Annotated in this window: 16 protein-coding genes and 2 tRNA genes; 15 read left to right on the top strand and 3 right to left on the bottom strand. The window is 58.5% G+C overall.

Features of this window, described 5'->3' with window-relative positions; translation table 11 throughout:
• Positions 1–141: 141 nt before the first annotated feature.
• On the bottom strand, positions 142–2,049 hold the full coding sequence (locus AC1AWK_RS06300; protein WP_476569058.1) for a S1C family serine protease: 1,908 nt from the start codon (positions 2,047–2,049) through the stop codon (positions 142–144).
• 272 nt (positions 2,050–2,321) lie between these two features.
• Between AC1AWK_RS06300 and tgt the strand changes: the two genes are divergently transcribed.
• The 8 genes from tgt (at position 2,322) to AC1AWK_RS06260 (ending at position 12,174) form a co-directional block, all read left to right on the top strand.
• Positions 2,322–3,623 carry a tRNA guanosine(34) transglycosylase Tgt gene (tgt, locus tag AC1AWK_RS06295; RefSeq protein WP_476569056.1) on the top strand — a complete coding sequence of 434 codons (1,302 nt, stop codon included), beginning with the start codon at positions 2,322–2,324 and terminating at the stop codon, positions 3,621–3,623.
• Positions 3,624–4,043: 420 nt separating this feature from the next.
• Positions 4,044–4,129, top strand: a tRNA-Leu gene (locus AC1AWK_RS06290).
• Between the two features lie 554 nt (positions 4,130–4,683).
• Positions 4,684–6,765: a serine/threonine-protein kinase gene (locus tag AC1AWK_RS06285; RefSeq protein WP_476569054.1), complete on the top strand. Its 2,082-nt coding sequence runs from the start codon at positions 4,684–4,686 to the stop codon at positions 6,763–6,765.
• A gap of 30 nt (positions 6,766–6,795) precedes the next feature.
• Positions 6,796–7,752, top strand: coding sequence for a DsbA family protein (locus AC1AWK_RS06280; protein WP_476569052.1), 957 nt, complete (start codon positions 6,796–6,798; stop codon positions 7,750–7,752).
• A 313-nt stretch (positions 7,753–8,065) separates the two neighbouring features.
• A tRNA-Thr gene (locus tag AC1AWK_RS06275) sits at positions 8,066–8,139 on the top strand.
• A 559-nt stretch (positions 8,140–8,698) separates the two neighbouring features.
• Positions 8,699–10,231 carry an aggregation-promoting factor C-terminal-like domain-containing protein gene (locus AC1AWK_RS06270; RefSeq protein WP_476569050.1) on the top strand — a complete coding sequence of 511 codons (1,533 nt, stop codon included), beginning with the start codon at positions 8,699–8,701 and terminating at the stop codon, positions 10,229–10,231.
• Between the two features lie 60 nt (positions 10,232–10,291).
• Positions 10,292–11,260, top strand: coding sequence for a 16S rRNA (adenine(1518)-N(6)/adenine(1519)-N(6))-dimethyltransferase RsmA (gene rsmA, locus AC1AWK_RS06265; protein ID WP_476569049.1), 969 nt, complete (start codon positions 10,292–10,294; stop codon positions 11,258–11,260).
• Positions 11,257–12,174: a 4-(cytidine 5'-diphospho)-2-C-methyl-D-erythritol kinase gene (locus tag AC1AWK_RS06260; RefSeq protein WP_476569047.1), complete on the top strand. Its 918-nt coding sequence runs from the start codon at positions 11,257–11,259 to the stop codon at positions 12,172–12,174. Before rsmA ends, AC1AWK_RS06260 begins: the two co-directional genes overlap by 4 nt.
• On the opposite strand, the gene AC1AWK_RS06255 is transcribed toward AC1AWK_RS06260, so the two are convergent.
• Positions 12,165–13,295: an alpha/beta fold hydrolase gene (locus AC1AWK_RS06255; RefSeq protein ID WP_476569045.1), complete on the bottom strand. Its 1,131-nt coding sequence runs from the start codon at positions 13,293–13,295 to the stop codon at positions 12,165–12,167. The genes AC1AWK_RS06260 and AC1AWK_RS06255 overlap by 10 nt on opposite strands.
• A 41-nt stretch (positions 13,296–13,336) precedes the next feature.
• On the bottom strand, positions 13,337–15,661 hold the full coding sequence (locus AC1AWK_RS06250; RefSeq protein ID WP_476569044.1) for a S9 family peptidase: 2,325 nt from the start codon (positions 15,659–15,661) through the stop codon (positions 13,337–13,339).
• Between the two features lie 154 nt (positions 15,662–15,815).
• Here AC1AWK_RS06250 and AC1AWK_RS06245 point away from each other — a divergent pair, with 154 nt between their 5' ends.
• Genes AC1AWK_RS06245 through pknB form a run of 7 tightly spaced genes read left to right on the top strand, consistent with a single transcriptional unit; the run spans position 15,816 to position 24,936 of the window.
• Positions 15,816–16,517 carry an FhaA domain-containing protein gene (locus tag AC1AWK_RS06245; RefSeq protein ID WP_476569042.1) on the top strand — a complete coding sequence of 234 codons (702 nt, stop codon included), beginning with the start codon at positions 15,816–15,818 and terminating at the stop codon, positions 16,515–16,517.
• Positions 16,518–16,538: 21 nt separating this feature from the next.
• The gene (locus tag AC1AWK_RS06240) at positions 16,539–17,045 is read left to right on the top strand and encodes an FHA domain-containing protein FhaB/FipA (protein WP_476569040.1); all 507 of its coding nucleotides are present in this window, start codon (positions 16,539–16,541) and stop codon (positions 17,043–17,045) included.
• 5 nt (positions 17,046–17,050) lie between these two features.
• On the top strand, positions 17,051–18,754 hold the full coding sequence (locus AC1AWK_RS06235; protein WP_476569038.1) for a PP2C family protein-serine/threonine phosphatase: 1,704 nt from the start codon (positions 17,051–17,053) through the stop codon (positions 18,752–18,754).
• Positions 18,751–20,316 (top strand): FtsW/RodA/SpoVE family cell cycle protein, encoded by a 1,566-nt coding sequence (locus tag AC1AWK_RS06230; protein ID WP_476569036.1) that lies wholly within the window; start codon positions 18,751–18,753, stop codon positions 20,314–20,316. The genes AC1AWK_RS06235 and AC1AWK_RS06230 overlap by 4 nt, the downstream gene beginning before the upstream one ends.
• Positions 20,313–21,773 carry a peptidoglycan D,D-transpeptidase FtsI family protein gene (locus tag AC1AWK_RS06225; protein WP_476569034.1) on the top strand — a complete coding sequence of 487 codons (1,461 nt, stop codon included), beginning with the start codon at positions 20,313–20,315 and terminating at the stop codon, positions 21,771–21,773. The genes AC1AWK_RS06230 and AC1AWK_RS06225 overlap by 4 nt, the downstream gene beginning before the upstream one ends.
• Positions 21,770–22,822, top strand: a complete 1,053-nt coding sequence (locus AC1AWK_RS06220) for a serine/threonine-protein kinase (RefSeq protein ID WP_476569032.1) — start codon at positions 21,770–21,772, stop codon at positions 22,820–22,822. The genes AC1AWK_RS06225 and AC1AWK_RS06220 overlap by 4 nt, the downstream gene beginning before the upstream one ends.
• The gene (pknB, locus tag AC1AWK_RS06215; protein WP_476569031.1) at positions 22,819–24,936 is read left to right on the top strand and encodes a Stk1 family PASTA domain-containing Ser/Thr kinase; all 2,118 of its coding nucleotides are present in this window, start codon (positions 22,819–22,821) and stop codon (positions 24,934–24,936) included. Before AC1AWK_RS06220 ends, pknB begins: the two co-directional genes overlap by 4 nt.
• Positions 24,937–25,027 lie beyond the last annotated feature (91 nt).

Below are 25,027 nucleotides of genomic sequence, written 5' to 3'. Positions count from 1 at the left end.
CACCCAAAACCCTGTGCGTCAAGTAGCCCGCCCCTGAACTCCACCTCACTTCGTCATGGACTGCCGCCTTGAGCGGCCGTCCATGACGAAAAACGGGCGCACCTCTCGGCACGCCCGTCCCACGCAGTAGATGCGCAGTCTTTACCACAGTCCAAACGGATCGGTCAGCCCACCGAAGTCGTACCCGTTGCCGCCCTGATCCTGCTGGTCTTGCTGATTTTGCTGGCTGTTGTCCTGGGAATTCGAACCATTGCTGCTTTCGCTGCGATTCGTGCCGTTTACTTGTTCCTCCTGCTGGTCAAGCTTGACGTCGACTTCCATCGTCTTGCCATCGCGAACAACCGTCAGTTTTGCCGTATCACCCAGCGCCGCCGCACGGATGAATCCCAACAACGAATACATACTGTTCACAGCATGTCCATTAAATGCCACGATAGTGTCATTCGCTTTGAGTCCGGCCTTGTCTGCGGGGCCTCCTGAGGTCACAGCCGCGCCCCCAGTGGACGAGGTCGTAATCTCAGCACCACCACGCACCAATCCGTCGGCCTCAACGGTTGCACTCTTCACACTGACGCCCAGCGCCACGTGCTTGACGGAACCATCCTTGATGATCTCTTCGCCGACACGCTTTGCCAGGTTCGAGGGAATCGCAAAGCCGATACCGATGGAGCCGCCTTCGGAGCTGCTGCTTGACGCGGTAGTTGCAATCGACGAGTTGATGCCGATTACCTGCCCCGCGGCGTTGAACGTCGGACCGCCCGAGTTACCAGGATTGATCGCAGCGTCGATTTGCACCGCATTGGTCACCACCATCTGCGCATTGTCGTCCATCACCGTTACCGGACGGTTCAATGCCGAAACAATACCGGTCGTAGCCGTGTCATCATATCCCAACGGGTTACCGATAGCCATGACGTTTTCGCCTACTGCCAGATCATCAGAGTTGGCGAAAGTCACAGGAGTAAGGTCATCCGGCGGATTGCTAATCTGGATTACCGCCAAATCCGTGGTGGTATCAGTACCGACGACCTTTGCCTGATAAATATTGCCATTGGAAAGCGTAACCTGAATGGTTTGCGCTCCGGAGATCACATGGTTATTGGTCAATACATGACCGTCTTTGTCGATAATCGCACCGGATCCGGCAGCAGAACCATTGCTCAGCTGTGCCTGAATGGATACCACAGAATTGGATACGTTCTTGGCCACAGCAGACCAGTCCACAGCCGTACCACCCTCGACCTTGGCGGTGCCAGAACCCGATTCGTTGGATTTTACCGTGGACAACGAACTGGACGATGGAACCGTAACCCAGCCGTTCGTCACCGCGGCATACCCCACACCGAGGCACAAACCAGCAGAGACCAAGGCAGCCACCACGGCCACCATCACCGAGTTCGCATTACGACGAGCACCCTGCGCACCCGGAGTTCCGCCCGGCTGGCCGCCGTTCGCGGGCGGGAACATGCCAAAGCCTTGTGGCTGACCTGGCTGGTTATCGGCATGCGGCGCTTCGGCGAACACGGGATTTCCGCCATTCCCCGTGGGCTGCCCGGCATCCTGGGCCGGCTGACCAAACGACGAGTTCCACGGCTGACGCGCAGCAAAAGGATTACCGGTTGGCCCGTAACCGGTGTTGCCTGCCTGCGTGGGCTGTCCAAACGGAGGCTGCTGGCTTGCCGGAATACCCGAAACCGGCGAAGCAGCGTCCGAAACGTTCGGCGCTCCTTGAGGTGGAGTCATTCCGGCCGGCATATAGGCGCCATACTCGGGTGCCGATTGGAATACCGGCTCAGTCGGCTGCTCGGTCGAAACCGGCGAGTCGTCGGTCATCTGCGTAGTCTGTTCCGCAGCGTTACCCGGATCCGCCTCTGGCGTCCCTAGCGATGACGACACAACGGAATCGGATTGCAGTGAAGTAGTCTCATTGAAATCATTGGACGTATCAGCCTGAGACTGAGCGTCCGAAGGTATTGTTTCCGTGGGCTTTATATCCTCACGAGGCTGCTCGGCTTGATTGTTCCAGCCGCCGTTCTGTTCTTCAGCCATTGTTTGCTCCTTTGAACATTGACGGACTGCATCCAATGCCTCCGCATCAGGTGCGCATATCCGTCTTTGAATCGCTATCTACGAGTAAACGCACCAGCTCTGGAAGTTTCCTGAATGTTTGTTGGAAGAAATGCACTAATCTTCATGAGGGTTGCCTAATGTCCTCTCCTACGACACGCGGATACCACCCGATACATTATAGAAAGCCAAGAAATCGTGCGAACCCTCCTGCCATAAACCGTCTGTTGACGGATATCTCTACAGTAATGCCTATGAGCAGCCTTATCGAACATCCGCACGGTGCCGCACCGGGCAAACCCGGCGACCGCAGCGCATTTTCCTTTGAAACCATCACACGATTACCTCATTCAGCCGACGGCAAAGGTCGCGACGGCGCCCGATACGGACGCACCGGCATCATCCACACGCCGCACGGCGACATCAAAACCCCGGCATTCGTGCCCGTCGCCACACAAGCCGCGATGAAAGCGGTACTGCCCGAAAGCATGAAGCAGCTCGGCGCGCAATGCCTGCTATCCAACGCATTCCACCTGTACGAACGCCCCGGCCCCGACGTGCTTGACGCCGCCGGCGGCCTCAGCGCCTTCATGCAATGGGACGGCCCGACTTTCACCGACTCGGGCGGCTTCCAAGTACTCTCCCTGGGCGCGGGATTCAAAAAAACGCTGGCCATGGACGTCACCGGCATGAAATCCGACGACGTCATCGCCAAGGGCAAGGAGCGACTCGCATTCGTGGACGAGGACGGCGTCACCTTCAAATCGCCGCTCAACGGCTCATTGCACCGTTTTTCGGCCGAAATCTCCATGGGTATCCAGCATCAAATCGGCGCGGACATCATGTTCGCATTCGACGAGCTCACCACGCTGATGAATACGCGCGGCTATCAGGAACGCTCCGTGGAACGCACCTACCGGTGGGCGCAGCGTTGCGTGGCCGAGCACCAACGGCTCACCCAAGCCCGTCTCGGCAAGCCGTATCAAGCGCTGTATGGTGTGGTGCAAGGCGCCAACTATGAGGACCTACGACGCCACGCGGCCGAACAAATCGCTTCGCTGGACTTTGACGGCGTAGGCATCGGCGGCGCTATGGAAAAGCGCATCATCGGCGACATTTGCGCCTGGATCTGCGACGCCATGCCGGAAAGCAGGCCACGACACGTGCTCGGCATCGCCGCAGTGGACGACATCTTCGCCTGCGTGGAAAACGGCGGCGACACGTTCGACTGCGTGGCACCCGCCCGATGCGGCCGCAACGGTGCCATCTTCACGCGAGACGGACGATACAACGTCAAACGCGCCGAATTCAAAACCGACTTCGGCCCGCTGGAAGAAGGCTGCGGCTGCTATACCTGCACGCATTATTCGCGCGCCTACGTGGACCATCTGCTGCGAGCCCGTGAAATGAACGGCTTCACCCTGGCGACCATCCACAACGAATACTTCTTCGTGAAACTGCTCGATGATATTCGCGCCTCCATCGACGGCGGATACTTCGACGAGTTCCGCGACGAAACCCTGGCGCGCTTCTACGCAAACGGGTCGCGCGGGTAATGCAGCCTGTGAGGGCTGGTCTGCCGGGTCGGTTGACAGGCCGGTTGGGCAGGCCGACCGGACAGACCGGATGGACAAGTCGACCGGACAGCACAGGATCACCAATGGACCAAGCCTAGTACCAGGCTAGCCAGCCAGGTTGGTTGCCAAGCCGGCCAGCCAAACTCGATGCCCCGAACTGCAGCCACGTCCCTCGACTTGGTCAGGTGAGTAACCCAGCCAGTTGGACAGTCAGATTGGGCAGCCTGTCCCGACGAGCAACCCAGGCAGCCGCGCTTCGCAGCTAAACCTGGCGGAACCGCGAACCGGACGGCAAAACCACACAGCGAGACCTGCGAGGATATCGGAAAAGCCGCGCGCCACACTGCGACACACCGCCTTGCGCAACCGCGTTAAGCATGGTAAGTTTGCTCTTCGTCTGCGAGTGTGGCGGAATGGTAGACGCGCTGTCTTCAGGTGGCAGTGAGCGTATGCTCGTGGGGGTTCAAGTCCCCCCACTCGCACCAGCACCAAAGGGCTGGGACCTCAGGGTTCCAGCCCTTTTGCTTTACCATGAATATCGATGAAAACCCAAAAACAGAACTCTTTTGGCTTATAACCCCATACTCCACACATTCTGACCTATAACCCCACAATTTTGGCCTATAACCCTGTAACCCGATGTCAAGGCTCTCCAAAAGTGTGTGTTTCCAACACTGGAACCCCCCTCATTGCGTGCATTTACGGCATCGTAATCCGCAAAGTGCGTGTTTTCACCACTGGAATCAGCCCACATCCGCCTCTCAGCATGGCGTTTTCACACACTTTCGCCCCAAGGCTCCCGACGCCCCGATATTTCGGCCGTTCAAGTACGGAAAACACACACTTTCCTTCCAGCACCCACCTCCCACCAACACCACACCGCCGGAGAGTGACAACGCTCCGCGCAATAAAACGAACCCCACCAAAAACTTCCGCACGCCAGCCGCCACTGCAACCCCACCACACCACACGTCAACCACCGCAGCCGCCGCACGCAACACTTGGGAAAACGCCCCGCCCCGGCCTGCCTCCTACTACGATGAGAGGTATGAGTGACCTGCATGCGTTGAATTTGGAAGCCGGACAGCTGGTTGGCGGTTATACGCTGCTGTCGCGCTTGGGCGGCGGTGCGATGGGTTCGGTGTGGCGCGTCACCGATGGTGGCGGGCAGGTGTATGCGATGAAGATTTTGCGCGACTCGTTGGCGGATGATGAGGCGAGCGCCACGGATCGCTTGACTGCCCGCGAGCGCCTTCGTCGTGAGGCTGTTGCGTTGCAGAAGGTGCGTCATTCGGGTGTGTGTTCGATTGTTGATATGGAGTTGGATGATTCGCTGGCGTTTATTGTCACTGAGCTGATTGAGGGGAAGAATCTGCGTGATGATGTGGCGGCGAATGGCCGCTATGTTGGTGATGATTTGGAACGGTTGGCTCGTAAGTTGATTGATGCGGTGCGTGCGGTGCATGCGGCGGGCATTATTCATCGTGATATCAAACCTACGAATGTGATGGTGGCAGCGTCGGGCCCGGTGTTGGTGGATTTTGGCATTGCGATGGGTGAGGGCGAGAGTCATGTGACGCGCACTGGTTTGGTGATGGGTACTCCGGGGTTTATTGCGCCGGAGATTATTGATGGTGCGGAGTCGGATGAGTGGACGGATTGGTGGTCGGTGGCGTCGGTGTTGGCGTTTGCGGCTACTGGTCAGCCGGTGTTTGGCGTGAAGCCGATGATGGCGGTGTTGGAGCGTGCGGCGTCGGGCAATGCGATGTTGCAGGGGCTTCCTGCGCGCACGATGGCGGCGTTTCGGGCGGCGTTGATGCCGGATCGTGCTCAGCGTTGCACGCCGGATGAGTTGCTGGAAGCCATCAGTATGGATGCGTTGCAGGCGTTTTCTGGCGGATCCGATGGTAACGATGCTTCGTCGGAGATGATGCCCCCTTTTTCGGATAGTGTTACGATGCCGTTGGCTGGCGGCATCCCGACAGTGCAGCCGGACACGCTGGCGGGCGCGACCGGCTTGCCGGGCACCACGGCAATGGCGGCCAGCGTTGATAATCCGCGCACGTTGTGGCGTGACGATGATTCGGTGACATCGACGGCGGCACCGGCGACCCAGATGACGATACCGACAACGCCCCAGATGACGCAGGTACTGTCTGGCAGTGGCACACGCCTGATGCCACAAGCTGGCGAGGCTACGTTGCCAATGACCGACGCCACTACCACCTTGCCGTTGACCGGCGGACAGCCGACAGCACAACCGGCAATGCAATATCCCTTACAGCCTCTGTCCCAGCCGCTGGCGTTCGAACAGACCAACCCGTTCGCCGAGTCCCCCCAGCAGCCTGCCACGGCTCTTAATCCGGCCGAAGAAACAAGATACCGCAGGCGTTCGCATGGCCGTTGGGCGGCGCTGACGCTTGCGGTGCCGGTCTCGCTGTTGGGCGCTTGCATGCCCTTGTGGACGGTGGTGTTATGCGCGGGCGCTGCATGGTTGTTCGCGACGATCGGCATTAATGCAATGGCGCAGTTGGATCGCGAGAGTCGTCGTGGCGGCATGCGTAAACGTTCCGACCAGGCGCTGCGTATCGCGGCGTTGCCCTGGCATATGTGTAAGGCGTTGCCAGGCGCGCTGGCCACTGCGCTGCTAGCGTCCCTAGTGGCCATGGTGGTATTGCTGGCGTGCATGATGGTGACGTCGCTGCCCACGGCCACCTTGCGCTTGTGGGGCATGGACGTGGTGCTGCCATCGGATACGTCGCTGTCGGCCACGGGCGCAACGCTGGCGTTGTCGTGGGCGCTGGGCTGGCTGGTGGCCGCATGCACTCCCGCAGCCGGGCCGATTCGCTTTGGCTTGGGGGTCTTATGCGCTGGGAGAACAACTGTGAGATTGGTAACGAATTCCACCGACGATGCCAATGACATCGAATCGATGCAAACAGACCCGGCCCAGGTCCTCTCGCAACCGCAATCTGCCCGGCGACGCGCCTTGTTCGCCGCAGCCGCATGGGCCATAGTGACGACCGCCTGCGCCACCGTAGTACTCGCCGACGAACCACTGACATGGTCGCCGTTATCAACGGCTTCGTTCATCTCCATCGATTACTATGGGCAGCACTGATTGGCTGTTCTGACTGCCGAAAGGAATACCATGCCTCAGAACGATAAAAAGTCGATAAAACGTCAGACTCGCGCGGACCGCCGCGCGGCCGAAGCTGCCGCCGCCAAAGCTCGCGAGGAACAGGCGGCAAAGGAACGTCGCCAGCAAACCATGATCGGCGCTATTGTGGCCGCGCTTGTGGTGATACTGCTCTGCGTAGGCGGTTTTGGCATTTATCGCGCGGTGCATAAGAACCAAGCCACCACTTCGCTCACCAAAGCGCAGGCTTATCAGCAACTTCAGGACGTAAAGACGAAGCCAACCCGCGCCGACGACGAGGGCGGCGTACTCCTTTCCAAAGACGGCTACGGCCAAAAAGTCTCTGGCATACCCACTGTGGCTGTCTACATGGACTTTCTGTGCCCCGGCTGCGGCAACCTCAACCGCCAGCTTGACCCTACGCTGGTGTCTCTGATGAACGCCGGTCAAATCAACCTTGATTTGCACTTCATGTCGTTCCTTGACCCCTCGTCCACCGATAATTATTCGAGTCGCGCCGCAAGTTCCGCGCTGTACATCGCCGACCATGACGACAACCCGGACCATTTGCTTGACTATATTTCCAACTTATTTGCCGCCGATTTCCAGCCCGGTGAAGCTTCGGCCTACCAGTCCGTGAGCGACGCCCAACTGCGCAAGCAGGCCATTGCCGCCGGCGTAGATGAATCCGTGGCCAAGGCTGCGTATTCGGGCGAATATAAGCCATGGCTCGAGGCCATCAACACGTACACCCCGAAGCGTTCCGAATTATGGAACAGCAGCGGTTCCATGAGCACACCGACAGTGACGATCAACGGTCATTACTGGGATACCAGCCAGTTGGCAACCGCCGATATTTCGGTTAAGGATGCGTTCTTGCAGTCGATTGGCCTGTCCCCCGACAAGGTTGGTGATCCGGCTTCCCTACCTTCGATCGGTGATTCCCAGAAGCCGAAGTCGTTTGCGTAACTGGTCGCATCTCGCATCCGGCGGTTATGGGCAATGGCTCTGCCAACAATAATGGGCGCGACACGCTGGTACGCGCCCATTATTGTTACTCATAGCGAAAAACTTTTTTATTGCAACATATTGTTTTTTCCTGACCAATCGTTGCAATACTTTGGCTTTACACCAATAAGGCAATGCAACAAATTGTCTAGATAATGGTGAAGTGGGGAACACCACACTGCTATAACGCTTGACCACACATAAAGTGTGCTACGATGGTGCCCTGTTCGTGCTTATTTGCCGGGCGTCGCCAGCGTTGCCACGGCAGATATGTGCCTCCTTAGCTCAGATGGCCAGAGCGGCCGCCTTGTAAGCGGCAGGTCGTCGGTTCGATCCCGACAGGAGGCTCTGCGCCATCGGGTATGATGGAACTAACGCCGTCATATCGGCTCGCACAAAAACTTACCATGAGTAAGAATCCAGGAGCCTTCCCCCAACTATGGCTTCTGGTACACAGACGGACGAGGCATCCCCCAACCAGCCTGGTCCGTCGAGGGGCGGGAATATCCCCTTCTCTCCCGCCCCTCTTTTCATTTATCTCCTTGTATTCACCGCATATTCCCCGGAAACCAGCCACACACGCGTGGGTGTCAATGCCATCCACCGCGCCGTCGCCACCACCCGAAAAGCCATGCACGTGCAGCCTTCCCCGTCATTGGGTTCGCCATCCGCGAGCCTGTCCGCAGCGCCCCGCGGACTTTTCCAAGGCACAGAATACCCCTGACACCTGCAACGCGCAACAGACCTCGTAGCCGACGCCCGTCACAACACACATATCGAAGGGCACAACGTAACGCCCGCTGGTTTGTGGGGGAATCGACAACGCTAGAACAAAAACAGTCCACGACAACCCCCAACACGATACAATGCGTCACAGATTGTAGGTCATCAACCAAAAGGATACGACATGGCGAGACGATGGACACCGCAACATTTTGTAGCGATGCGACGGCTGCGAGTCATACTCTGCGTGACCGCCTTGGTACTTTCCTCCACGATTACCTTCGCCGTAACCACCCGCAAAGCCGTGGCGCTGAACGTCAACGGCAAAACCTCTACGGTAATCACCTATGCGCAAACCGTCGGACGCCTGTTGCAGGAGCAAAACATCACAGTGAAGTCGCATGACATCGTCACCACCACATCCAACGGTGAACTGACCAACAACACGGTGGTCACGGTGCGCAGCGCCTACCAAACCACCATCACCATCAACGGCAAAACTGTACCGTTCTGGACTATCGCCACCAGCGCAGATCAACTTTTGGGATTTTTTGAGCAAAACGAAGCGGACGCCGCCAAAATCACCGTTAATATCGACAACGTCTACAACAAACTCACCGGCGGACTGGTGATCAACGCCAACGGCCCGGTTACGGTCATCGCCGACGGCAAAAGCTCCGTGGCACCCGACGGGTCGCTGCCCGCAGCGTCCATCCTCGACTCCAAAGGCATCGTTCTCAACAAAGACGACCGCGTGAGCGTCGAAAAAGATGGCGGCCAGACCATTTTGCGCGTCCAGCGCGTCACGCACGGGCAGGTCACTAAAACCGTCAGCGTTCCCTTCGGCACGCAAACCATCATTGACCCCAGCCTCAAACCCGGTGAAGTGGTGATTCGTCAAGAAGGCGAGAACGGCGAGCGCCAGGAAGTGTATGACGTCACCTATGTGGACGGCGTGCAGGAAAGCGAGCAGTTGGTGTCGCAAACGACGACGAAAATTGCGATTGACCGCGTGATTGCCGTCGGGCCTGATGTGAGCGAGTCGCCGTCTACAAGCAGTGGCTCGAATGGCGATTCGGGAAGCGGCAACGGCGGCGGCCAGGGGAGTGCTTCTGGAAGCCAATCTGGCAGCAACGACGGCAGTTCGGGAAGCACCGGCAATTCGGGCAATACAGGCGGCAACGGCGAAGACAACAGTGGCGACGCCGATACCGGCAACGGCGGCAACACCGGCGATTCCGGCAATACAGGCGGCAACGGCGGTTCCGACAGTGGCAATACGGGCGGCAACACCGGCGGCTCGGATAATGGAAGTTCCGGATCTGGCGGCGGTAATACCGGCGGCAACACCGGCGGTGATACTGGTGACACCGGCGGCTCGGACGGTAGCGGCGCGATATTATGGCGACCCACCATCGCGGAGGCTAAAACCTATGGTGCGGGAGCTGCGGCGCAATATGGCTGGACGGGACAAAATTGGACCGATCTCGAACAATTGTGGACGCGTGAATCCAACTGGCGCTGGAACGCAGAAAACCAGGGCTCGGGCGCCTATGGCATCCCTCAGTCCCTTCCGGGAAGCAAGATGGCCGCGTATGGCGCGGACTGGCGCAATGATGCCGGCATCCAGATTGCTTGGGGATTGAACTACATCTCGCAACGCTATGGTTCGCCGGAAAAGGCCTGGCAGTTTTTCTTGAAGAACAACTGGTATTAAGGTAGGAGAGCGCATTCGCCGCGCGGCAAAAATATGACGGAAGTCACTACGAGGAACGCTATGGTTGAGGAGATGGGCTTGCAAGATGGCACGCATCATGCTGCCGGTGGTGCCGATGGGCGCTTGTTGGGAGCCGCCGATATTCGTCGCATTGCTGCAGTAGCCGGCATTAGCCCCACCAAGAAATTCGGGCAGAATTTTGTGATTGACCCCGGCACGGTTCGTCGTATCGTGCGCGAGGCTGGCGTTGGCGCGCAGGACCACGTGCTGGAAGTTGGGCCCGGTCTTGGCTCGCTTACCCTCGCCTTGCTGGAAACCGGCGCGGATGTCACCGCGGTGGAAATCGATCCGCCGCTTGCCGAACGGCTGCCAGGCACCGTCGACGAATACATGCCGCAGGCATCGGCACGATTCCGCGTTATCAATCAGGATGCATTGAAGCTTACGCCTGACATGGTGCCGAATCTCGCCCAATCCCCATCGTTCACGCTGGTGGCGAATCTGCCGTATAACGTGGCCACGCCAATTGTGTTAACGCTGCTCGAACGTTTCGACACCATGCATAGCTTTCTGGTTATGGTGCAAAAAGAAGTCGCCGACCGTCTGGCAGCCGCGCCGGGCAATAAAATCTATGGCACTCCAAGCGTCAAACTCGCTTGGTATGGCACTGCGGAACGTGTGGGAACCATTGGCCGCAACGTATTTTGGCCCGCACCCAACGTTGATTCGGCATTGGTGCTTTTCCGCCGCTATGAGCATGGCGAAACAGCCAGCGAACGACTGCACTCCCAAGCTTCGCGTGACACGGTATTTCAGCTTATCGATGCCGCATTCGGGCAACGCCGCAAAACCTTACATGCCGCGTTGAGAAAATTGGTGCCGGACTCGGCATTCGCACAAGCCGGCATTGACCCCACCCGCCGTGGGGAAACCTTAACCATCGACGAATTTGTACGCCTTGCCGATTGCCTTGACCACGGCAACGCCGCAGACGAACCGGAGCAACCCCAGCGAGGTGAGGCACAATGACGCAGCGGCAGGAACATACATTGCCGACTCGCGTCAGCGTCGAATGCCCCGCAAAAACCAATCTCACTTTGCGAGTAGGCGAACGCCATAAAGCCTGGCAGGGGCGACACGAACTCGACACCCTGTACTGCGCCATCGATGTATGCGACATCATCACCACCGAGCGCAAACACGACGGCAGCGGATTCTCGGTAGAACTTACTGGCGCACATTTGGGTGACCTTGCCTCGTCTGATGCCGATTTGCGACAGAACCATGCGGTATTGGCCTTGTTCGCCATGGCACAAGCCGCCGGACACGAGCCAGACGTACGACTGCACATCGAGAAGCATATTCCTGTGGGTGCCGGACTCGGCGGCGGTTCGTCTGACGCAGCGGGCGTCATCCTCGCACTAAATGAACTTTGGGGATTGCATTGGGAACTACCCAAGCTGCAACATATTGCAGCGGCTTTGGGCTCCGACATGCCATTCTGCCTCACCGGCGGCTACGCACATGGCGGCGGCTACGGCGAGGCAGTGACGCTGCTGGAGGAAACCGACGACACCGTCAGGCGATTGCGTGATGAAGGTTGGCATGGTGGACTGCTGGTCGGCGCGTACCAAGCTGAGCTACGCACGCCGGAAGTGTATGCCATGTTCGACGATATCGGCGGCGCCCCGCATGATGTCAATGATTTGCAGCGGGCAGCCATCACCTTGCATCCGCGCAGCGGCGACGCCATCGAAAACGCCTTGCAAGCGGGTGCCACACATGCGTTGGTATCTGGTTCCGGCCCGTCCGTCATCGCATTCACACCGACGCCGGATATCGCCCGCTGTGTGCGCGAATCGTGGCAACGACACGCAGCCGTCGACTGGATCATCGCCGCGCAAGCCCCGGCACGCCCGCGTATCAGCCGCACCTACGCCTGAATATTGGCCTCGCTGTGTGGATCCAAAAATAGGAAAATCCGGTTCAAATAATCGGCTAACACAGGGTTCGGCATACTGAAAATCTCGTGCAGGGACGAGTCGAACCGTACCAATTCGATGGCGCATCCACCGTCACGTACCCGCGACACGAACTGATGCTGCGCGCTGTTCAGCACCCACACATCCACGCCAGCCTGCGCCAACAGCGTCGGCGTTTCGATCCGCTCGCACGCCGAACGACGCAGCACTGCGCGAGACAACCGCAAAGCTTCGCGCACCCAGCCGAACGTCGCCGTAAATGTTTGATGATGCTGGTCATCGCAACGTCGAGCATGATACCAACGTACCCGCGGCTCACTGGCCTGCCGGTAGTCGCTCATGTCCAATTCCGGGGCGAACTCGGCTTGCCCAAACACTTTCCAACGGCTCAGCCCCACTGCACACATCACCCGCGCCAACGTGAGCGCCAACCAATTAGGCATGCCGGTGGCCGGGGCAATCATAGGGGAGGAGAGTACCGCCTTGTCAAACAGCGCCGGATAGGACTCCAACACTGCCGCCGCAATGCCGCCGCCCATGGAATGTCCAAACAAATACAAACGTTGATCCCGTGCATATTCACGCCCCACCGCATCGGCGAATCGCGCCAAGTCCTGCACATACCGATGCCAGTCGTCCACCCATACCAAGCTGGGGTTGTCCACGCCGCGCGGCGAATAGCCATGTCCGTGATGCTCCAGCACGCATACCGAATATCCGGCGAGGAGGAAATACCATGCCAATTCGCTGTATTTCACGGCAAATTCGGTAAAGCCATGTGAGATGACCACCGCACCACGAAACACGGCGCTTGCACCCGGAATTTGCAAGGCATCGAACATGTGCGCGTCATAGCACACGTAGTGCAGACCCTGCCCGCCGTCACCTGAACCGGCAGTATCGCCAGCGTCGATAGTGCCGTGAAGGTCGTCGACCCCGGACACAGCTGCGTCATGGACGGTATGTGCGTCGGCGTCAACGAACGGAAGCCATCCCTCGCGGCGACACGCAGCCAACGCCGGCAGCACCACTTGCGACATCTGCCGCTCATAGTGCTCTTCCTCAAGTAATGCAAACTGCATAGCGTCTCCTATCCGTCGATACGCCCGCCGCCAAGGGCGACCTACCTGCGCTGCGCTTGTTCCATCTGTAGCGCGTCATACAGGAAGTCGCGCTGTAAGATCAGCAGGTTTTCGGCAACCGTCTCGTCGTTGGTCATGTGAGTAATGCCAGTTAGCGGCAGGAACGTATGAGCGCGTCCGGCAGCCATCAGCGCCTGACTCAATCGCAGCGAATGCGCGATAGTGACATTGTCGTCGGCGAATCCGTGAATCAGCATAAGCGGGCGGCGCAGCTTCGGCGCATCCTCGATAATGCTGTTACGACGGTACGTCTCGGGGTCCAGCCCCAAATAGCGCTCGGTGTAGTGGGTATCGTACAATGTCCAGTCCGTCGGGGGAGCACCAGCACAAGCAGCGTGCACCACATCGGGGGCCTTCAGCACGGCGAGCGCCGAGAGAAAACCGCCATACGACCAACCGATCATGGCGACACGACTGGTGTCGGCATCGGGAGCGACTTCAGCCAATCCGCGCACGGCTTCCACTTGGTCGGCGAGGGTCACCTCTTTCATGCACAGGTGGATGGCGCGATCCCAACGGGGGCCACGTCCGGGAGTGCCACGCCCATCGGCGGTTACGACGATGAAACCTTGGTCGGCCCACCATTGCGACTCGCGGTGATAGGCTTGCGCAAACATCACTTCCTGCGCGCCGGGACCGCCGTATGGCTTGAGTAGTACGGGCAGCTTGTCGGCGTTGGCGTACGGGCTGCCTGCCGACGGACGGGTGATGGCGGCGAGCAACTGGTGTTCGCCGGGGATGGTAACGAATTGCGTGTTCGGCTCGAAACCGGGATCGGCACCGTAATTGACCACCGTGTTGGCTTCAGTGACTGCTGGCTGAATGCCCTGCACCGCAAACGCTTGCGTTTCATCTGGGGAGAGGTGCAGCATAACGGAGCGCGCCCGGGTCATGGTTCGGCCGGTGAGGGTAATGCCTTGCCCACCACGACTGGCCGCCCACAATCCCGGTTCAGGGTTCAGCACGCTCGCTTCACCGCCGTCCAAGGGGAAACGCACCACGTCCATGCTGCGTGGATCGCTCGAAGCGATAGCCAGCACATCCGTGTCGGTGATATCAAGCACGTCATGAATCTGCCATGCAGGGTCGGTGAAGGCCACGCCATCCACGGTGAGCCTGTTGGCGTCCGCCTCCATATCGTTGAGCGCACACACCACGCGCCCGGAAGGCGTGTAAGCCGGAGTGCCACTCACCAGATCAAGCCACTGCTCGTTGGCGTGTTCCTGCACGGCTACCGTGGCCACCGGCTCGCCGATAACGCCTTCGCTGTCCACTCCAGCCTGGAAACCGGTTTGCGACAGCATCACGCGCAGCACTTGATCGCGGGTTTGCGTGCGATTCTGCACGAGAATCAGCGGGTCATGGCCTTTGCTCCAGGACACCGCCGCCAAATATTCGTAGGTCTCGTGATCCCAATCAATATCGGCGACATTGCATGTTTGCACACGCGGCTGTCCCGGCACGCTCTGCGGCTCCACCGTAAAGTCCACATACGCCAACGACACCAGCGCATTGCGCGTGAGTGCTTGTGCGTAACGGCGCCCCGCAGCCGGCTTGGTGGGATCGGCCGGATCGCTGATGTACCACAACGGTTCGCGCTCCTCATCGGTGGACTGCACCAGCAGCGCGCGCGAATCGGGCGACCACCAGAAACCGTCGTAACGGTCCATTTCCTCACCAGCGGCGAACTCCGCCAAGCCAACGGACTGATCCGGGTAGGAGCATTCTTCCTCGTCGATGCCGATGACGGGCCAATCCTCGTCCTGCTGCACGTCGTCACCGATGGCAAGCACATGCACCTCGGAACCGGTGGAATAGGCCACCAACATACCATCGGGGCTGATGCGCGGATTCAGTGCCGCCGCCTGGGGGTTGCTGCGGGCCAGCTCCCGCGTCTGAGCGCCGGCCCCATCATGTCCCCCTAACACGCTAACGAACAGACGCCCGTTCAACGCGAAGACCACGCGCTTGCCCTGCGCATCCACACTATAGCTGACAATGCCTTGCGCACTCTCACGAGCACGCTCGCGGCGCGCTTTCTCTTCCTCCGGCACATCATCAGGGTCCATGTCGGCCAGCAACGTTCGGGGATCGGCAATAAGCGTTTCCGTGCGCACACCGTCGCGCCACATGCTGCGCCACAGCGATGTCACCGTGTCGTCCGCGCCGGCGGAACGCAAGAATAACGCGGTTGAGCCATCAGCGATAACTCGGGCGGAACGCGGTGCGCCACCGGAAAAACGCAGTGTGCGGGCGTTGGTACGGGGAAAATCGGCAATAGCCTGAGCGACAGTCGTTGTATCCATACATGACACGCTACCATCCTCGTCGACATGCTTCATGGAGTCGTCCGCATCCGTAGCACTGTCCACTCTTTGGAAGTTTTTGCAAGTATTTTCGACATATCTAGGCCAGAACCACCCCCACGCGTAGGATAGTGGAGGATAGAAAGGGGTCACGATGAGCGTTCTTGACCGTTTTGAGAAGAGCGTGGAAGGTGCCGTCAACGGCGTATTTGCCAAATTCGGCTCCAAAGATCTGCAGCCGGTGGATCTTTCCAGCGCCTTGGAACGCGAGATTGATGCCGAAGCCATGCCGGTCGGGCGCGATCGCACGGTGGCGCCGAACGAATATCGTTTCAAGCTAAGCACCGCAGACTTTGACCGTATTGAGCAGTGGGGCTCGGAAGCCTTGGCGAACGAACTGGCAGATAACCTCACCCAGTACGCCAAAAGCCAGCACTATGCCTTTGTCGGCCCGGTAGTCGTCATTTTTGAAGAAGACTTGAATCTCGCCAAGGGTAGTTTCAACCTCAGCTCCGAATCCGTGCAAGGCAATGCCGTGCCGGTCACGACGGACAACCAAAACCAAGACTGCCCCATGTTGGAAATCAATGGCAGCCAGTATCTGCTGACCAAAGACAAGACGGTTATTGGCCGCGGTTCCGGCTGTGATATCGTCATCGACGATCCCGGCATTTCGCGCAACCATTTGGAAATCGACATTGCCGACAATGGCGTTATCGCCCGCGATCTCGGCTCGACAAATGGCACGTATGTGGAAGGCCATCAAGTTCCGGCGGCAACGCTGCTTGACGGCAACACCATCACCATCGGCCGCACGCGCATCCTGTACTGGGCTTCGTCGCAAGATCAGGAATAATCGTCGGAGCCATTCACTGCCATGCATTTTACCGAGCTGACTTTCGCAATACTCAAGTACGGGTTCCTCATCCTGCTGTGGGTATTCGTATGGCTGGCGGTGCGTTCGTTGCGCAAGGACATTGAGACCTTCAGTCCCCGCAAGTCCCGCGCTCACCGCAAACAGGAACGGCGGGCGCGTAAACCCGCACCCGCACCCACCGTCATGCCTTCGGCACCCCGACAGCATGTTGACGCCCCAAGCCTGCTCGTAGTCATCGACGGTCCTTTGGCCGGCACATCTGTGCCTCTTGGCACCAATCCCATCACGTTGGGCCGCGCCGCCATGAATACCGTAGTTTTGGACGACGAATTCGTGTCCTCCCATCATGCCCGCGTCTACGCCGACCCGTCCACGATGCAGTGGGCGATCGAAGACCTAGGAAGCACCAACGGAACTGTGGTTAACCAACAGCGCATCACTGCTCCCACCGTATTGCCGGCAAAGGTACCGGTGCGTATTGGCGCCACCACCTTTGAATTGAGGTGACGCCTATGGATACCACCACAACGCAACCGCTATTTTTATATTCCACCACCGTGTCTGATGTTGGCACGGTGCGGAGCAACAATCAGGACTCTTCCTTTGCGGGCGAACATCTTGCCGCGATTTGCGATGGCATGGGCGGCCACGCGGGCGGCGACACCGCATCGACCATCGCCATCCGTTCGCTGGCGCATATCGAACACGACGATCATAACGGTGACGTGCAAACTGTGGCATCCATGATGGAAACCTCGGTTATGGCCGCGCACGATGCCATCGTCGGCAAGGCAAAACGCGAACGTCGGCTTGCGGGTATGGGTACGACCGTTACCGCCGTCGCCCTGGTAGGCGGATACTGGGTGGTGGCGCATATCGGTGACTCTCGTGCCTACTTGCTGCGCGATGGTCGCCTGACGCGCATGACACAGGACCACAGCTATGTGCAGCATCTGATCAACACCGGCCGTATCACCGAGTCGGAAGCTCGTAACCACCCTCAACGCAATGTGGTTATGCGCGTGCTGGGCGACTTTGACATTGACCCACAACCTGACATTGCGATTTGCGCGGCACGCCCAGCAGATCGCTGGCTACTGTGCTCCGACGGCTTATGCGGCGTGCTGGAGGATTCCACCATCGAACACACGATGTCGATGCTGACCGACCAGCAGGAATGCGCCCAACGGCTGGTAGCGATGTCGCTCAACGCCGGCAGCACCGATAATGTCACCGCGGTAATTGCGGACGCGACACTCGCCTTGGATATCGATGCCTTTGATCTGCCGCATCAAACTCCGCTGGTAGGTGGAGCCGCCAGTGCCAGCCTTGAGCCCATCGCCGATATCGTTAACGAACCAGTGGCCGCGGCACCGGCATTGTCCGCCGGGAAAAGCTCCCCGGCACAGCGCGCCGCCGCCTTGGCGCAAGATGTACATGAGACTCATGATGAGGAATCGGCGGCCGATCGCGGCAATCTTGCCGATGGCGATGACGAACCGCAGCGCGTGGCGCAGCCTTCAGTAGTGCGCGAGGAAACCGGCGACCGCATCAATATGGATACCGGAGAAATTCCTGTGGTCACTAAGCCGGATGGGCGTCTGAGCGCCGACCCCAACGATCCTGACGTGGCCAAGGCAATTCGCCATGAGCATATGGAGCGCCGCAAGGCCTCACGCACCAAGCGTCGATGGCTTCGCGTAGTCATCGTCTGTTGCACGGTGGTGGCGTTGCTGGCGGGCGCGGTCGCTGGCTGGGGCGCGTACCGTTGGAGCCAGGAACAATATTATGTGGGCATTGACGGCAATACCGTGGCCATTTATCAAGGGGTGCCCACGGACGTGTTTGGCTTGCAACTGTCACGACCGGTTCACGCCACCTCGCTGAAGGTGGCGCAGTTGCCGCAATCATGGCGCGACCAGCTGCGCGAAGGCATTACCGTGCACAGCTATGATGAAGCGGTGCAGCACGTAGCACTGATCACCAAGGAAATGCACCAGCTGAAGCAAAACACACAGGATGGTGGCGATCAGTCGGCAGACCAACGTATCGGAGCAGCTGGCGATGCCGCCAATACCACGAACAACCCCAGTGACACCGGCGCAGATGCCGAAGGCAATACCTCTGATACTACAGGCAATACCAATAACAGCGCTGCCAACGACACCGTTGCTGCCGATGCCGCGGCCACGCAACCTTCGGGCGGTGACGCATGATCGCCACTCGCGTTCGACAAGCCTCCATGATGGTGTTCGCCATGTTGCTAAGCGCCTTGGCGTTCTTCCAAATGTTTGCCCGTACCACGGGCGGTTTCCCTTCGCAATATGCCATCATGCTCGGCATCGATGCGGTATTGTTCTTCGCGGTGTGGGCGCTGACTTTGCGCTTCCAGCCATATGCCAGCCAAGTGATTGTGCCATGCTTGATCGTGCTTACCACCATCGGCACGGTGCTGATTGCCCGCATCGATCAGGAAAACGGCACGGCCGTAGGATTGCGTCAGTTATTGTGGTTGGCCTTGGCATTGGTACTTTCCGGTGCACTGATTGTGGCATTGCGCGATTATCGCGTGCTGCGACGGTTCTCCTATGTGAGCATGGTGGTCGGTTTGGCCCTGCTGCTCTCACCCATGATTCCTGGTTTAGGCCGCGAAATCGGCGGCGCACGCATTTGGATTGGCATCGCCGGTTTGGGCACATTGCAGCCGGGTGAATTCGCCAAGCTGTTTCTCGCGTTCTTCTTCGCTGCTTATTTGTTCGATCACCGCGACCAGCTGGCGGTAGGTGGTAAAAAGTTCCTTGGCTTGCAACTTCCCCGAATCCAAGACCTTGGCCCCATTATCATCGTCTGGGTGGCTTCGATGGGAGTACTGGTACTTCAGCATGATTTGGGCACATCGTTGATGTTCTTCGCCATGTTCATTTCGATGCTCTATGTGTCCACTGGGCGCGGCAGTTGGCTGGCCATCGGCGGCATCGCGTTCGCCGCCGGATGTGTGGTCGCGGCGAAGGTATTCTCCCATGTATGGTACCGCGTGGATGTGTGGCTGCATCCTTTTGATAACGCTATTTATAACCGGTATCCCGGCGGTTCCGAACAGCTGGTCAAGGGCTTGTTCGGTATGGCTTCGGGCGGCATGTTGGGTACAGGTTTGGGCCAGGGACATCCGGCGTTGACACCTTTGGCAAACTCCGATTTCATTTACGCTTCGGTAGGCGAGGAGCTGGGGTTGGTCGGCTTGATGGCCGTGTTGTTGTGCTACGTAATCATCATTGCTTCCGGGTTGATTACCGCGATGAAAATCAAGGATGGATTCGGCAAATTGCTGGCTTCCGGCTTGGTGTTCACGATGGCGTTCCAAGTGTTTACCGTGGTGGGTGGCATTACGCTCGTAATTCCACTCACCGGTTTGACCATGCCCTATATGGCGGCAGGTGGTTCGTCACTTATCGCCAATTATCTGCTGGCGGCACTGCTGTTGGTGATTTCCAATGCAGCCAATAAACCCGAGCCCGAAACCCAATCCGCCACGTTCCAGCATGAGGCCCTAGCTGCGTTACGCGAGCGCGAGCTACTGCACCGGCAGGATGCCGCTGCTCGTACTGCTTCGAGTTCAGCCGATGCGCGCGCTACCGAAGCCGACGTCACACACGACTCCATCGACGGCAACGATCCTTCTACCGGCAGCTTCGACGCCGAGCATCAGGCCGATGCCGGCAACACCGACACTCATGATGTCGGCACACAAAACGCCCCCTTATCGGGAGGTGCGCAATGAATCGATATTTACGCCAGCTTTTTACCGCCGTAGTAGTGCTGTTTGTTATTTTGGGACTGTCGAGCACAGTATTCACCGCTATTCGCGCCAATGAATTGAATAATGATTCGCGTAATACCCGCGCCTTGTATCACGAACTGGGATCGGCACGCGGGGCGATCCTCGCATCTGATGGCAGCATCATCGCTGAATCCACACCCACCAATGATGCATTCGGCTACCAACGCACCTACCATGACGGTGCTGTGTATGCGCCGATAACCGGCTATTTTTCTGTGGTGCAGAAAGCCGATCGCGGGCTGGAAGCCTCCAGCAACGCACTGCTCAGCGGCGAATCCGACGCACTGTTCTGGCAGCGTATGAAGTCGCTGCTTACTGGCTCAACCACCAAAGGCGCTTCTATCGAAACATCCATCAATCCCAAACTGCAACAACTGGCATACAGTCTCTTGGGCAACAATGAGGGTTCGGTTGTGGCCATGGAACCCAGCACGGGCCGTATTCTAGCAATGGTGAGCACGCCAAGCTACGATCCCAGCCAACTTGCCACGCATGACACCGCCAAAGCGAACGAAGCCTATCAATCCTTGGTAAATGACGCGTCCAATCCTATGTTGGACCGCGCCACGTCACAGCTGTTTCCACCCGGCTCAACATTCAAGATGGTGGTGGCTGCCGCCGCTTGCGAATCTGGCAATTACCAGCCGGACACCATGATTCCTGCCGGCGCTTCCTACACGCTGCCGGGTACGTCAACTAATCTGACCAACGCCGAACCGGCCGGTGACGGCACCGACAATCAGATTTCGTTGGAAAACGCCATCGCATACTCGTCGAATACGGCTTTCGCCCAACTTGGCGTCACTCTTGGCGACGAGGCCATCAGCGAACAGGCCAAGAAGCTCGGATACGACGCCCCCATTACCATTGACGGCACGGGCAGTTCCGCTATGCGCGCTGTCGCTTCACAATTCCCCACCGGACAAAGCGCAGACAAACTGGCCTTGGCCTCCATCGGTCAAGGTGATACACTGTCCACTCCGCTGCAAAATGCAATGGTGGCCTCCGCCATCGCCAACGGTGGACGATTGATGTACCCCACGCTAGTCGATCGTGTGCGCAGCAGCGACCTCACCGAGGTGGCGCAGACACAGCCCACGCTCATGTCCGAAGCATTCAGCAAGGATACGGCGGACAAGCTTACGCAGATGATGCAGGCAGTGGTCACCAAAGATGCCACGAATCTGCAGATTTCCGGCGTCAGCGTAGCCGCAAAAACAGGCACCGCACAAATCGGAGCAAGTAACGAAGCTAACGATGCTTGGGTGATAGGCTTCGCTCCCGCCGATAACCCAAAGATCGCTATCTCGGTCGTGGTGCACAATGTAAATACGTATGGCGCGGCGGTGGCCGGGCCGATTATGAAAGCTTTGTTGGAGGAGGCCCTGCGCCAATGAGACTCATCGAAGGACAGCTCATCCACCGACGATATCGGTTGGATAGCCGACTCGCGCAAGGTGGCATGGGCGAGGTGTGGAAAGGCTACGACATACAACTTGGTCGTCCCGTTGCCATCAAGGCCCTCCGCGGCGATGTCAGCAATGTAGAGGCCAAATTACGCCGCCTACGCACTGAGGCGCACAACTCGGCGAATTTGGCGCATCCGAATATTGCGGCACTGTTTGAATACTACGAGCATGACGGCATCGGCTTCCTTATTATGGAATATGTGCCCAGTGATTCATTGGCCGATGTCTACCGCGCCAAGGGAACGGTTGATCCCATCGAACTCCTGCCGATTCTCATTCAAACCGCACGCGGATTGTTTGTTGCACACTCGCATGGTGTGATTCATCGTGACGTCAAGCCCGCGAACATTATGGTGTCCTCTACCGGCGAGGTGAAAATCACCGATTTCGGCGTTTCCTACTCCACCAACCAGGAGCAAATCACGCAAGACGGCATGGTGGTAGGCACAGCGCAATATATTTCTCCCGAACAGGCACAAGGCCAGCAGGCCTCCCCACAGTCCGATATCTATTCGCTGGGCGTGGTCGCCTATGAGGGATTGTGCGGGCATCGCCCCTTTACAGGGGCCACTCCGGTGGATATCGCCGCCGCGCACGTCAATAATCCCGTACCACCGTTGCCGGATTCGGTTGACGTGCAATTGCGCGAATTCGTCATGTCGATGTTGGCCAAGGACCCGCTTGACCGCCCGGCGGATGCTTTAGTGGTATCTCGCACGCTGGCGCGCATCGAACGGCGTCTGCTCGATCAGCAGACCGCTTTGTCGGAAGTGACCACCGTCACGCCGGGACATCGTATTCCTCGCCGCGTGATGAGCGCACCCCATGCCGGGTTCCACATGCTGCACGCCGCCAACACCATGGCACATACCGCACCCGCGGTACACAAGACTCATCACGCCAATCTGAACGGCGATTATTCCGTCGAGATTTTCGACGCCGCTGAGCTTGATCACAGGGAAAAGGAGCAACAATGAGTACCACGATGCCGAATTCTTTGGCTAATGGCCGATACCAATTGGGGCAACTCATCGGACGCGGCGGCATGGCGGAGGTCCATGTCGCCACCGATGCCCGTCTGGGTCGCATGGTGGCGGTGAAAATCATGCGTGCGGAATTGGCGAACGACGAGATTTTCCTGTCGCGGTTCCGCCGTGAGGCCCACTCCGTTGCACAAATGAACAACCCGAATATCGTCAATATCTATGATTCGGGCGAAGAGGAAGTTGTCGGCGAGAACGGCCAGGTCGAACGGCTGCCGTATCTCGTTATGGAATATGTCAAGGGACAGACACTGCGCGATATTCTGCGTGCCAATGGTGCGCTGAGCCAGCGTGACGCCGAACAGGTGATGCTGGGTGTGCTCAATGCACTGGAATATTCGCATCGCATGGGCGTGATTCACCGTGACATCAAGCCCGGCAACATCATGATTAGCGAGCAGGGTGTCGTCAAGGTCATGGATTTCGGCATTGCGCGTGCGCTCGATGATTCCGCCGCCACCATGACCCAGTCGCAGGGTGTGGTCGGCACGGCGCAGTATTTATCTCCTGAACAGGCTCGCGGCGAAACCGTAGATATGCGCTCCGACTTGTATTCCGCCGGTTGCGTGCTGTATGAGATGCTGACCGGCCGACCGCCGTTCACCGGCGATTCAGCGGTAGCCATCGCCTACCAGCATGTCTCCGAGGTGGCGACTCCGCCGAGCACGGTGGTGCCCGGCTTGCCACCGATGTGGGACTCGATTTGCGCCAAGGCTATGGCCAAGGATCGCCAGAATCGTTATGCTACGGCCGCCGAGTTCAAGAACGACTTGTTGACGTTTATGAACGGAGGCGTGCCGGTTGCCGCCGCGTTCAATCCGCTGACCGATTTGACGAATATGAAGGCACGTCGTCAAGCGGAGCAGGATGCCGCCACCGTGGCCATGAATCCCACGCAAGCGGCGGCTACGCAGGCGTTTAATCCACTGACCGGACAGTTTGACCAGGTTGTTCCCGGTCAAGGCGACACGGCGTTGAAGACCCGTGCCGAGCAGCGCGCGGAAGCCGCCAAAGAAAAACGTCGCAAGCAGATTATCATTGGCTCGATTATCGGCTCACTGGTGGTGTTGGCGTTCGTTATCGGCCTGTGGCTGATGCTGAAGCCAAGTCCTAACAACGATACGGTGGTGGTGCCGACCATCACCAGTTCGATGACGCAGGCCCAGGCGGAAAGCGTTATCGAAAAGGCCGGTTTGGTGCCTGTGGTTCGCCAGGACACCAGCTCCGGCGAGCCGGAGGGTACGTTCACCAAGCAGAGCCCCAAGGGTGGCAGCAAAGCGGAACAGGGTTCCAAGGTGTCGATTTGGTTCTCCACCGGCCCGCAGTCGATTCGCGTGCCGGACGTCAAGGGCAAGACGCAGGAGGAAGCCCGCAAACTGTTGGAGAAGGCCGGGTTCGACGTGTCCACCAACGTGCAGTCGGAAAATAGCGATGATGTGGAGAAGGATCATGTCACGCACACCGATCCGGCTTCCGGCGCGTATTCTTCCAAGGGTTCGACCATCTTGCTGTACGTTTCCACAGGTATGACCACCGTGCCGGACAATCTTGTCGGCCAGCCCAAGGACGCCGTGCTCAAGCTATTGCAGGATCGTAAGTTCAATACCACAGTGCTGACGGAAACCTCCGATACCGTTGCCAAGGATTCGGTGACGCGCGTTGATCCCGGTTCCGGCACGCCGATTGAGCAGCGTGGTTCGATTACCATCTACATCTCCAGCGGCAAGGAACAGGTTACTGTGCCGAGCAATTTGAAGGGCGCTACGCTGGCTTCCGCACAGCAGCAGCTCGAAGCATTGGGCTTCGTGGTACAGATCTCCGGTAGCTCCAGCAGTAACGCCACAGTTGTTGAAGTCTCCTCGGCCGGTCAGACCATCGATAAGGGATCGACCATTACGATTACCACCCAAGTTCCAAGCACCGGAAGTGGCTCGAACGGCGGGTCGACCGGCGGCTCCACTGGCGGCTCCACGGGTGGCGGCAGCGGTGGATCGGATAATTCGGGTGGCTCCACGGGTGGCGGCAGCGGTTCCACCACCAATCCGTAACAATACTACGTGTATTAGGAGGGCTGGTATGATGCCAGCCCTCTTTTTGGTATATGCGAGCCCCCAGTGCTGCATTGCGGCGTGACTGGTC

The sequence above is a fragment of the Bifidobacterium sp. LH_491 genome (genome assembly GCF_056356495.1).
The sequence above is the reverse complement of the archived record's forward strand: the minus strand, read 5'-3'. Positions and strand labels throughout refer to the sequence as shown.